This window comes from Emticicia fontis, assembly GCF_054779675.1.
The window spans coordinates 119,443-131,844 of sequence record NZ_BAAGXU010000052.1 but is presented as its reverse complement, the minus strand read 5'-3'; the positions used below and the strand labels follow the sequence as shown (position 1 = coordinate 131,844).

The window sequence follows — 12,402 nt, the reverse complement described above, 5'->3', positions numbered from 1 at the left end:
ATAAATGCTTTATTTTCCCGTTAAGTATTACTGCCGTTAAATACTATTAAAAAAATGACAAAAATAACAACATACAAATCATTAGCAGTGGCGCTTGGTTTAGCAATTGCCACTACTTCGTGCGATCCGGGTGATTTTGATAATATGAATCTCAGCCCCAATAACCCGTCGACACCTAATACTTCTGCCTTCCTTACAGGGGCTTTGCGTAATATAGGAACTATGGTTACTGAAATGGTTCCGGCATTATATACGCAACAATTCGGTGATGTAACCTATATTGAGGATTCTCGTTATAAAACCATCAATTTCAACTTCAATGGTTACTATACCGGCCCATTGGTAACATATCAGAATATTATTGATTTAAATACCAACGAGGCTACTAAAGTTACGGCAGCTGCCAATGGCTCAAACGCCAATCAGATTGCCATTGCGCGTATAGCCAAGGCGTATACGTTTATGTGGATGACTGATAAATGGGGAGATATTCCTTACTCTCAGGCATTGAAAGGCAAAGAAAATTTTAGCCCTGCGTATGACACTCAACAATCAATCTATACCGATTTGTTTAAAGAGTTGAAAGAAGCACAGGCACAGTTTGATGGTGGTGCGACTGTAAAAGGTGATATTCTTTTAAGCGGTAATGCTACACGCTGGAAGAAATTTGCTAATACTTTACGTATGATTATGGCACTTCGCCTATCTAAAGTAGACCCGGCAAAAGGTAAGACTGAGTTTGCTGCAGCTATGGCTGATGGTCCGTTGGCATCAAACGCTGATAACGTAAAATATGGTTATCTGGCAGAAGCAAACAATGAAAACCCATTGTATAACAACTATATTACGACCAACCGTAAGGATTTTGCCGTAAGTAGTACATTTATGAACTATCTGGTTAAAGTAAATGACCCTCGTATTCCTGGCATGGCCGATCAAAATATCCTACAAAAATATGTAGGTGTTCCTTATGGTGTATTCCCTCCTACCTGGAAAGCACAGGATGTTTCGTTGGCAGCTAGTTCAATTCGTCAGCAAAATTCACCTGCAAACGTAGTAACTTATGCACAGGTATTATTCTCTGAAGCAGAAGCTGCTAAATTGGGATGGATTCAAGGTGATGCGAAGGCTTTATATGAAAGCGCAATTAAAGCATCCATTCAACAATGGATTGGCGCAGCTGGTACTGATGCAGTAGTAGAGGCATATTTAGCACAGCCTGATGTAAAATATGATGATGCCAAAGCATTAGAGCAAATAGGTACGCAAAAATGGATAGCATTGTTCTACCAAGGCAACGAAGCATGGGCAGAATGGCGTCGTACTGGATACCCTGCATTGACTCCGGCATCTAACGCGCTAAACCCAAGCGGCCAGATTCCTCGTCGTAATGCATACCCTGTTACAGAGCAGACTCTGAACAAAGTTAACTACGACAAAGCAGTATCCACTCAAGGAGCTGATACTCAGGATACACGCGTGTGGTGGGATAAAAAATAAGCATAATTACCGAAACACATATATCGCAAAGAGGCAGTCATTAGGCTGCCTTTTTTGTTTTTTTAGCCTCGACTTAAAAAAAATTAATGTCTTTAATGCACAAATATTCTAACTAAAAAAAATACACAATTTCAATTTCATAATCGCCTGAAAATCAATAAAATACGAAAAGACTTTTTTATATTTTATTGAAAATATTCAAACTTTTTCTTTGTTTTTTTAGAAAAAAACTGTTGTTTTTTGAATTTTCTCTCCATTATTTTTGTAGAAAGATTACTCTAAAAGGGGTATTTTTTCTAATAAAACAAACTAAAAACCAAACAAACGATTATGAGGAAATCTCTTCTACCAAGTCTTTTATTGGTGTTGTTTTGGAGTGTGCAAGTATTTGCACAAGACAGAACTGTATCCGGAAAGGTAACATCATCAGACGATGGTTCTACCCTTCCGGGTGTAAGTGTCACCGTAAAGGGCTCTACAAAAGGTACAACAACAAACGCAGAAGGTGTTTACAGCATCACGGTACCTGGCAACGCCACGCTTACATTTAGTTTTATCGGTTTTGTTACACAACAAGTTCAGGTAAACAACCGCGCAGTAATTGATTTACAATTAGCTTCTGACGCTCAGGAACTGGCCGAAGCGATTGTAGTAGGTTACGGTACTACTTCTACCATCAAAAAAACGGGTGCAGTAGGTGTAGTTGGCTCTGAAAAAATTGAAAACTCACCATTTACCTCTGTCGACAAAGCAATTCAGGGACGTGTGGCAGGTTTGCAATCGGCCGGTGGTTCTGGCCAACCTGGTTCAATCCAGAATATCCGTATCCGCGGTATTGGTTCAATGACAGCGGGTTCAGATCCGTTATACGTGGTTGATGGTATTCCGATTAACTCAGGCGACTTAACAAGAACTACTACTACTGCCAATGCGCTGGCAGGTATTAACCCTAACGACATTGAGAGCGTAACTGTATTGAAAGATGCCGCTTCTGCTTCTATTTATGGTTCTCGTGCAGCCAATGGCGTTATCCTGATTACTACGAAAAAAGGTAAAGCCGGAAAAACAAAAATCCGTTTCGATACTGAAATCGGGGTAGCTAACATTGCTTACTTAAGCGATGCGAACCGCCCATTAACTACTTCAGAATGGCGTGATTTAACAGCAGAAGGTCTTGTAAATAGCGGTCAGGCTACAGATAAAGCACAAGCCCTGACACTAGTAGATGGAAACTTCAGAACTGATAAGGGCGTAAATACCAACTGGCTTGATGAAGTAACCCGCACAGGTACACAACAACAATACAACCTTTCGGCGAGTGGTGGTAATGAAAAAACACAGTTCTATTTTTCGGGTGGATACTTCAAACAAGAGGGTACCGTTATTCAGTCTTTGTTCAATCGTTACACAGGTAACATGAACCTGACTAATAAAATTACAGATAGATTGACATTGAAAGTGAACCTAATGCTTTCTTCTACTGGTCAGAAAGGCCCTGGCACAGGAGGTTTATTTGCTAATCCTGTATTGAATGCGTATTTCTTATTGCCTTCTTATAATCCAAGAAATGCCGATGGTACACCAAATATTTCTGCTCCTGATTTCCCAGCTGGTGGGCTTTACAATCCGCTTGCTATTGCATCAATGGATAAAAGAAAAACCAATGGCTTGAAAGGTATTACTACTACGGCACTGGAATACCAGGTTTTAAAAGATTTGAAAATCTCTACAAAAATCGGTATTGATTACAATAACTACGAAGAAGATGTCTACAACAACCCATTCTATGGTGACGGTAGAAATGATGGTGGTCGTTCGTATAGATATTATACCCGTTATTTCAACTGGGTTTGGACAAACTTAGCTGATTATACATGGGATATTACCAAAAATGATGATTACGTATTAAACGTAATTGCAGGTTATGAGGCACAAAAATCTCAAATGCTTAACTCAAATGTAATAGCCTATGGTTTACCTTCAAATACCAATGTAATTGTTCCGTCGGCGGGTTCGGTTTATAACTCAGCCGTTGGTACAAACAGCGATTATTCGTTCTCTTCAGCTTTGGCAATGGCTAACTTTTCAGTACAAAACAAATATGTTTTATCGGGTAGTTTCCGTAGAGATGGTTCTTCAAGATTTGGTAGCAACAACAGATATGGTAATTTCTGGTCAGTAGGTGGTGCATGGAATATCCACAAAGAATCTTTTATGACTGACCTGACCTGGATTGATGCCTTGAAATTAAGAGCTTCTTATGGTGTAAATGGTAATGCTGCTATTGGTGACTATGACTGGCAACCAACTTATTCTTACGGTGCCACACTTACTACCAACTACAACTATCAAGGCTTAACAGGTAGTGGCCCTAGCGCTGTAGGAAATATAAACCTAACCTGGGAAGAAAACCGTCCGTTTGATATAGGTTTTGATGCAACGTTATTGAAAAAACGATTGAATGTTACGTTTGAGTGGTATACCAGAAAAACAAACAATTTGTTGTTAAATGAGCCATTATCAAGAACAACCGGATTTACCAGTTTCAAAAACAACCTGGGTTCAATGCAAAACCAAGGGATTGAAATCGCTCTTTCAGGAACACCTGTAATTGCCGGAGATTTCACCTGGGATGCCAGTTTCAATATCGCATTGAATAAAAACAAAATTTTATCGCTTGTAAACAATGCCGACCAAGTAGATGGTGCGTTTATCAGAAGAGTAGGCCAGGATTATCAATCATTTTATGTGAGAGAATGGGCAGGTGTTAACCCTCAGACTGGTGCTCCACAATGGTGGATTGACAATACACATGCCGAAAAAACAGGAACATATAATAGCGCAAAACAACAAATTGTAGGTTCAGCTACCCCTAAGGCATTTGGTAGTTTTGGTTCTACATTTTCTTATAAAGGCATAAGTCTTGACTTCTTGTTCTATTATAATTTCGGGAATTTAGTACGTGATACCTGGGCTAATTATACACAAAGTGATGGGTATAACGCTACCTTCAACAGAGTGGCTGCACAGTTGAATAGATGGCAAAAACCAGGTGACATTACCAATGTTCCAAAATATGTATACGGTGGTGCAAATGCATCAAACTCTTTTTCAAGCAGATATTTGTATGAAGGAGATTATATCCGTCTGAGAGATGTATCATTAGGTTATACATTGCCATCAAACATCGTTTCGAAAGTGAAATTGAGCAATGTAAAAATATATGTGAGAGGAAGTAATCTTTGGACTTGGGTAAAAGACAAAAACTTACCTTATGACCCTGAGACTGCTATCAACAGTTCGACTAACTTAGATATCTATCTTCCAAAAACGTTTACAGGTGGTTTACAAGTCGCGTTTTAACACAAAATTTCTAAAGAATTATCATGAAAAGATTCAATTATAAAATTGTAGTCCTGGGAGTTCTTATTACAAGTTTTCTTTCTTCTTGTAAAGAATCTTTCCTCGAACTATCTCCATATACCCAGGTTCCGAATGAGGCAGCTGTTGCCACTGAAGCCGATTTAATTGTAGCTTTAAGAGGAGCTTACTCACAGTTAAGAAATGCCAATTTGTTTGGTCGTACGATTCAGGTTATCGGAGATTTAGGTGCTGATAACGTATATCTTTCTTCAAGAAACTCTGGTAGATATTTTGCCTTTGACCAATATGTAATTACGATTAATAGTGCCGATTATGAAGGTTACTGGAATAATGCCTATTCAGGTATTTTAAGAGCTAACAACATTATTGATGCAAAATTGACTGATAACGCCAATGTAAGCCAGATTAAAGGTGAAGCTTATGCATTGAGAGCTTTGTTGTATTTCAATTTGCTCCGCAGTTTCTCAAAAGCTGGCGAACCAGCAACAGAAGGAGTACCTATTGTATTGCATTATGACCCAACCTTGAAACCAAAACGCAATACTGTTCAGGAAGTATATACGCAGATTCAGGCGGACTTAGACAAGGCTTATACCTCAATGAGTGCATATAATGGTTCTGCCAGATTCTCTAAATTTGCCGCTCGTGCTTTAGCAGCGAAAGTTAGCTTCTACCAAGGTGATTACGAAAAAGCATTGACCTATTCACAAGATGTAATTACTAACGGCGGTTTCACTTTACTGACATCAGACGCAGTAGCAGCCTATTGGGCTAATCCGGCATCTACCTCTACCAAAGTTGAAACGTTATTTGAAGTATCAGCAGATGCTACTTTGAATGCAGGTACTGATGAGCTAGGTTATATCTACAATCAGGCTGGTTATGGCGATTTATTGGCAAATGAAGAGTTATACAAATTATACGCAGATACTGACGTTAGAAAAAAACTAATCATCATTGGTTCAAGAGCACAAGCTGAAAACCCTGCTTATATTGTAAATAAATATCAGAACGTAGCAGGTGACAGAGATGATAAAAAAGTACTTCGTATCTCGGAAGTATACCTGATTGCAGCAGAATCGGCCGCTCGTACAAACAAAGAAGCAGATGCCTTGAAATATCTGAATACTTTGGTTGCACAAAGAGACCCTGGCTTTGTTTACGCTTCAACAGGCGCTACTTTGCTTGAAGATATCATTACAGAACGTAGAAAAGAACTGGCTTTTGAAGGCGATAGATTCTTTGACTTGAATCGTCTGAAGAGAGACATTGTTCGAGTAGGTGGTAAATATTCTGTGAGAACTGTTCCATTCACAAGTAATTTCAGAATCGGGCCAATCCCGCAAACTGAAAGAAACGCGAATCCGAATATTTCTCAAAATCCCGGGTATTAATCCTATTTTCTATAAAAAAGCCCGGCTTAGTCATAAGTCGGGCTTTTTTATACCATAACTACCTATTTGTCGTTGTATCATATTATTTGCTAAAACTATTCCATTATGAAAAAAACTATTTTGTACACGGCTCTTTTTCTGGCTGCTCTGACTACACAAGCGCAATATATGCAGGATGTTAACGGTAAGCCTTTGATGTCTGGGAAGTATATGGACATAGTCGGTTCTCCTTATCTTTTTGAAAACTGGACAAAAGGTGAAGTCACTTTAGATAATGGAAAAAACCACAAAGATCTTGATTTGAAGTATGACCAGATAGAGGGGATTGTATTCTTTAAAGGCAAAAACGGTGCTGATTTAGGCTTTACCTCAACTGTAAAATCTTTTATTCTGTATCCTAACAATGTGGCAATGAGCTTTATTATGGTGCCAGAAATAAAAGAAAAAGAGGCTGAAAAAGACCCTTATTTTGAAGTACTGAGTGATGGCAAAAAAGTGAAGTTTTTGAAGAAAACCATGAAGGTAATCAGAGAAGGAAGTGGTTATGGCTCAGCCACCGTAACAAAGAAGTTTTCTGAAAATACTGCTTATTATCTATTAAAAACAGATAGTACTTATACTAAAGTAAAGAAAGATAAAAAAGCAATTACGAGCATATTAAACGATAAATCGGCAGAAGTAGAACAGTACATTAAAGACAATAAAACAAACTTCAAAGAAGACGCTTCTATCGCCGCCTTGGTAAATTATTATAATACTTTGTAAACGTATAAGGGGCTTTTTAGCCCCTTATACTAACCTAATTTTTTCTAGTATATGTCTTTTTTTTCCCCTTTAGGGACGGTCCGCCGCTGCGGCTAGGGATTTTTACACCAAAACCTTCTTGGCATATATTTCTGTCAACACTTCTATCACTTTATCAATCTCTTCTTCTGTATTGTACTTGCCAAAAGAGAAACGAACATTGCCTCTGTCAGGATGTACATTTAAAGCGCCTAAAACATGAGAACCTACATCAGTACCGCTTGAACAGGCGCTCCCTCCCGAACAGGAAATCTGCGCAATATCCAGATTAAACAGCAACATATCGTTATCTGCACTTGGTGGGAAACTTACACTTAATACTGTATAAAGGCTATTCTCCACATCTGCCGAATCTCCATTGAAAGTTACACCCGGAATATTAGCGGTCAGCTTCTCAATCATTCTGGTTTTCAGCCCTTTGATATGATTTTGGTGTGCTTCCATTTCACGATAGGCGATTTCCAAAGCCTTTGCCATGCCTACAATTCCGTATACATTCTCGGTACCGCCACGCATATTGCGCTCTTGCGAGCCTCCATGAATGAATGGGTGAATCTTGTTGTTGGCATTGATATACAAGAAACCTACCCCCTTAGGTCCATGAAACTTATGCGCTGCTCCTACAATGAAATCTATGTTTAAATCTTGTAAATTATGGGTATAATGTCCCATTGTCTGCACTGTATCAGAGTGGAAAATGGCATTATATTTTTTACATATTTCGCTAACCTGCTTCAAATCCAATAAGTTACCAATCTCATTATTTCCATGCATCAAAGAAACCAATGTCCGGGGTTTGGTACTTAGTAACTCCTCCAAATGTGTAAGATCTACCTGACCTTTTTCGTTCAATTTTACATAACTCAGCTCAATAATGCCTTGTTTGGCGAGATGCTCTAAGGTATGCAAAACCGCATGATGCTCGGTTGGAGAAGTGATAGCGTGTTTGAGTTGATAGGTATCAATACTACAGGTAATAGCAGTATTGTCTGCCTCGGTACCGCCTGAGGTAAAGAAGATTTCTGACGGTGATGCACCCAGCAAAGTAGCGATACTTTTACGCGCTCTTTCAATGGCCGAACGCACCTGGCGCCCATGTGCATGAATAGAAGATGGGTTCCCAAAATTTTCCGTCATCAGAGGTAACATGGCCTGCAAAACTTCGTCGTCAAGACGAGTAGTAGCGGCATTATCAAGATATATACGAGGCATTTTTTATTTGGTTTCTGCAAAATTAATATTTGTTTTTGTATTGTACAACCCACAAAACCAATAGACTAAGCAAATTTTATTTGGCAAAACTTACTTATCTAAGGCTAGAGCTCTACACTCACATTTCTTTTGAAAGCTGCTCCAAAGTCAATCATTGATTCTGTTTTGAGTACCCCACTGATGTTATCGATTTTATCATATAGTACCTTCCGCATATGCTCACTCGACTTAGCGACAATACGCGCATACAAAGTGTACTCACCTGTAATATAATAACATTCGGTTACTTCAGGTATTTTTCTCAGTTCTTCAATAATCAGTTTTGAGTCTGAATCTTCTTTTAGAATAATGCCTGTAAAGGCGCTCCATTCATATCCTAACTTCCGTTCGTCTAAAATAATTCCTGCGCCTTTCAGAATTCCTACTTTCTTCATACGGGCTATGCGTTGGTGTACCATTGTATTGGAAATGTTCAGATTTTTGGCAATTTCCGAATAAGGTTTGCGCCCATCTTTTTCTAATTGAATCAGAATCTGTTTATCAAAATCATCTAAAAAAGTTTCATTTAACATAAGTCAAAATAAATTTTATCAATCACAAAATCAACATTATTATCTTTATATTTTATTATTAAAGTAAATATAACTTAATTATTGTTTATTAAAAGTCATTTTAACATTTTTGTCGTATATATATCCAGAGAAAATTAAAACACTACAGATATGTTAGTAGATACTCAACTAAGCGAACAACTAATTGAATTAGAAGAACGCTACGGAGCTCATAATTATCATCCGCTTTCGGTAGTTTTAGATAAAGGGAAAGGCGTGTATGTATGGGATATTGAAGGGAAACGTTACTACGATTTTTTATCAGCTTATTCTGCAGTTAATCAGGGACATTGTCATCCACGAATTATCAATGCTTTAATTGAACAATCACAAAAACTGACATTGACCTCAAGGGCATTTTATAATTCAGTGCTCGGGCGTTTTGAAGAATATATCACGCAATACTTTGGCTATGACAGAGTATTGCCTATGAATACAGGCGTAGAGGCTGTTGAAACTGCCATGAAATTATGCCGTAAATGGGGTTATCAGGTAAAGGGTATTCCTGAAAATAAGGCAAAAATTATTTTTGCCGGAGGTAATTTTCATGGTCGTACTTTATCAGTTATTTCGGCCTCTTCTGATCCAACAGCTAAAAAAGATTTTGGCCCATATATGACAGGCATTGAATTGGTGCCATATAACAATATAGAAGCGCTGGAAGAAGCCCTAATCAACGACCCATATGTGGCGGGTTTTATTGTGGAACCTATCCAGGGAGAAGCAGGTGTGGTAGTACCTGACGACCAGTATTTACCAGAGGCTTATCGCTTATGTAAAGCCAGCAATGTTCTTTTCATTGCGGATGAGATTCAGACAGGTATCGCCCGTACAGGTAAGTTACTCGCAACCGACCATTATAATATCCGCCCTGATATGTTAATCTTAGGCAAAGCCCTTTCAGGAGGAGTTTTACCGGTATCAGCAGTATTGGCAGATGATGAAATTATGCTTACCCTGAAACCTGGTGAACATGGCTCTACTTATGGTGGGAACCCACTTGCCTGTGCTGTAGCAATGGAAGCTTTGAAAGTTGTAAAAGAGGAGAATCTGGCACAAAATGCTGAATATTTGGGCAATATCTTCCGCCAGGAAATGCAGAAGCTGGTGAATGAAACTTCTATTGTTACGCAAGTCCGTGGTAAAGGCTTACTGAATGCTATTTTGATAGATACTGAAGAAGATTCTGATTTAGCCTGGGATATTTGTAACAAACTAAAAGATAATGGAGTATTAGCGAAACCTACCCATGGCAATAAAATACGTTTGGCTCCACCATTGGTCATGACAGAATCTCAATTATGGGATTGTATTGATATTATTTCAGACACTATCAGAAGTTTTGAGTAGGCATGTATATACCTAAGATATTCAGAAATGAAAATCCTGAAGAGATAGAGGCATTTATTAGTCAGAATAGCTTCGGGATTTTGGTGAGTACAGAAAACGGGATACCACTTGCTAGCCATATTCCGATTGAATTAGAAGAAAGAGAAGGTAAAAAAGTGCTTTGTGGACATTTGGCAAGGGCAAATGGGCAATGGCGCAGTTTTGAAGAGAATAAAGAAGTACTAGTCATTTTTACAGGCCCACACGCCTATATTTCGTCTTCCTGGTACACAAACGAAAGCGTGCCAACCTGGAACTATATAGCTGTACACGTGTATGGAAAAATCAGGATTATTGAAGGGCCGGAATTATGGCAATCGTTAAAGAAACTGGTAGATAAATACGAAAAAGCTTCTGAAAATCCGGTTAGTCTGGAAACTATGTCAGAAAAAATGGTAGAAAATCAGATGCGGGCAATTGTAGGTTTCGAGATTGAAATTACGGATATTCAGGCCAAATACAAACTTTCACAAAACCGGAATGCCGAAGATTATCAGCGGGTAGTTGAGCAATTACAACAATCGTCTGACCCTATTGCCTTTCAGGTATCCGAACTTATGAAAAAGATTAATACTCCCAGCTTGTAGGTATGCCCATTTGTTTGGCATAATAAGCAGGCGCATACTTATGCACTCTTTCCAGTAATTTATTTACATCCCGCTCAAATTCTATATAATAATCTTCATGGAGTTTGGGCAATTTTTTTAGAACAAACTCTGTCCGTTTAGCTATATACAAAGCTACTGTATCAGATTTACTGTTATATTTCTCTAATAATTTCATTTGATTATCGAAGAAACTATTCAGAAGGTTGAGTGTCAATTCTATCTCACCATATTTATCTTTGGTTACTTTTACATGTTGCGTGATTCTACTATTCAGGTCCCGCATATCCATCATCATCCAACCGGGGGTATCATGATACATCTTCGATACCCGCTGAATACTCTTTTTAATTTCATCACGTCTATCCCCTAAAAACGATTCGTTTTCGAGCAATTGATAATGCAATTGTTCTATCAATAAATCACTCTTTGCGATGAGTTTTAAAAGCATCTTGTCTTTTTCCTTGGCCGGAAGCAACAGAATTGCTTTTTCCAGTTCCTTAGGTATTTTTCCCATAGATAATAACAGTAAACATATATTGATACTATTAAACGATAAAGCCCCCGAAAAGTTCAGGGGCTTTAAATTTACAAAAAATAATGATTTTTATCTTGTGCTCTTGATCTCTACTACAAATATCAGAGGCGAATAAGGCGGTATAACATACGCTCCTGTTGACTGATTTTGAGAACCTTGCGCACCATAGCCCAGAGCCGACTTGAAAACCAGAACAGCTTTATCACCTACGCTTAGTGCCTGCAAACCTTCATCAAAACCTTTAACAACACTACCACCAGCCAGATAAACATCTAACTGACCTGTATCGAACTGTTTAATAGTACTGGCCAGGTATCCCGTATATTTTACAGTAGCTGTCTGGCCCGCGGCTAGTTTAGTACCTGTTCCTGCTACCATTTTAAGGACTTTCACACCAGATGCCGTGGTATCGCTTGATAGAAAAGTAGTGTTAGTACCAGTGGCAATATATTCGTCTATCTGTTGTGCCTCCGTCCGGTATCTCATTACTTCCAGGTCTAAAGCAATGACTGACTTACCAGGCACAATACCTTGAGTGCTAGAACCAAAAGCCAGATAAGATGGAAGTAAGAATAAGCCTCTCTCCCCTTCTCTCAGTTTAAGAAGCGCTTCTAGTACGCCTTGTATACCAATAGTACCACCGAAAATAGCCGATAAAGGAGCATTTTTTAATCTTTGTGTACTATCGATTTTTGTACCATCCAATAAAGACATCACATAATGTACTTTTACCTCATCTCCCACATTTACAGTTTGCCCTGTAGGATTTGTCTGGGTAATCTGGTAATACATTCCGTTGTCTGCTTTGGTCATCTTGAGATTTTTGGCGTTGATATACGTCAACATCTGCTGATCATTCAGCTTAGTAGTTTCTTCCAGATCATTGGACAAAAAACTATTACAAGAAGCCAATAAAACAGCGCAACATACAACTAGTCCGAGTACTATCTTTTTCATTTACAATT

10 protein-coding genes are annotated in these 12,402 nt (G+C 38.5%); 6 read left to right on the top strand and 4 right to left on the bottom strand.

Annotated elements, in window-relative coordinates:
• The first annotated feature begins 54 nt into the window (after window positions 1–54).
• From ACYVFA_RS22750 to ACYVFA_RS22735, 4 genes are all read left to right on the top strand, one after another.
• Complete coding sequence (locus tag ACYVFA_RS22750) at window positions 55–1,500, top strand: SusD/RagB family nutrient-binding outer membrane lipoprotein (protein WP_460474168.1); 1,446 nt, start codon at window positions 55–57, stop codon at window positions 1,498–1,500.
• A gap of 330 nt (window positions 1,501–1,830) precedes the next feature.
• Entirely contained in the window at window positions 1,831–4,863 is a 3,033-nt protein-coding gene (locus ACYVFA_RS22745; protein WP_460474167.1) for a SusC/RagA family TonB-linked outer membrane protein, read from the top strand.
• Between the two features lie 23 nt (window positions 4,864–4,886).
• Window positions 4,887–6,278, top strand: coding sequence for a RagB/SusD family nutrient uptake outer membrane protein (locus tag ACYVFA_RS22740; RefSeq protein ID WP_460474166.1), 1,392 nt, complete (start codon window positions 4,887–4,889; stop codon window positions 6,276–6,278).
• Between the two features lie 105 nt (window positions 6,279–6,383).
• Window positions 6,384–7,043 (top strand): hypothetical protein, encoded by a 660-nt coding sequence (locus tag ACYVFA_RS22735; RefSeq protein WP_460474165.1) that lies wholly within the window; start codon window positions 6,384–6,386, stop codon window positions 7,041–7,043.
• 102 nt (window positions 7,044–7,145) lie between these two features.
• Here the strand turns inward: ACYVFA_RS22735 and ACYVFA_RS22730 are convergent, their stop codons facing one another.
• On the bottom strand, window positions 7,146–8,294 hold the full coding sequence (locus ACYVFA_RS22730; RefSeq protein WP_460474164.1) for a cysteine desulfurase family protein: 1,149 nt from the start codon (window positions 8,292–8,294) through the stop codon (window positions 7,146–7,148).
• 104 nt (window positions 8,295–8,398) lie between these two features.
• The gene (locus tag ACYVFA_RS22725) at window positions 8,399–8,866 is read right to left on the bottom strand and encodes an Lrp/AsnC family transcriptional regulator (protein ID WP_460474163.1); all 468 of its coding nucleotides are present in this window, start codon (window positions 8,864–8,866) and stop codon (window positions 8,399–8,401) included.
• Window positions 8,867–9,016: 150 nt separating this feature from the next.
• Between ACYVFA_RS22725 and rocD the strand changes: the two genes are divergently transcribed.
• Complete coding sequence (rocD, locus tag ACYVFA_RS22720; protein ID WP_460474162.1) at window positions 9,017–10,255, top strand: ornithine aminotransferase; 1,239 nt, start codon at window positions 9,017–9,019, stop codon at window positions 10,253–10,255.
• 2 nt (window positions 10,256–10,257) lie between these two features.
• Window positions 10,258–10,881: an FMN-binding negative transcriptional regulator gene (locus tag ACYVFA_RS22715; protein WP_460474161.1), complete on the top strand. Its 624-nt coding sequence runs from the start codon at window positions 10,258–10,260 to the stop codon at window positions 10,879–10,881.
• Here ACYVFA_RS22715 and ACYVFA_RS22710 read toward each other — a convergent pair.
• Both ACYVFA_RS22710 and ACYVFA_RS22705 read right to left on the bottom strand, forming a co-directional pair.
• Entirely contained in the window at window positions 10,862–11,416 is a 555-nt protein-coding gene (locus ACYVFA_RS22710) for a hypothetical protein (protein WP_460474160.1), read from the bottom strand. The two genes, ACYVFA_RS22715 and ACYVFA_RS22710, sit on opposite strands and share 20 nt — an antisense overlap.
• Window positions 11,417–11,506: 90 nt before the next feature.
• A complete protein-coding gene (locus tag ACYVFA_RS22705; protein ID WP_460474159.1) occupies window positions 11,507–12,394 on the bottom strand; it encodes an FKBP-type peptidyl-prolyl cis-trans isomerase in 888 nt (295 codons plus the stop codon).
• Between the last annotated feature and the right edge of the window lie 8 nt (window positions 12,395–12,402).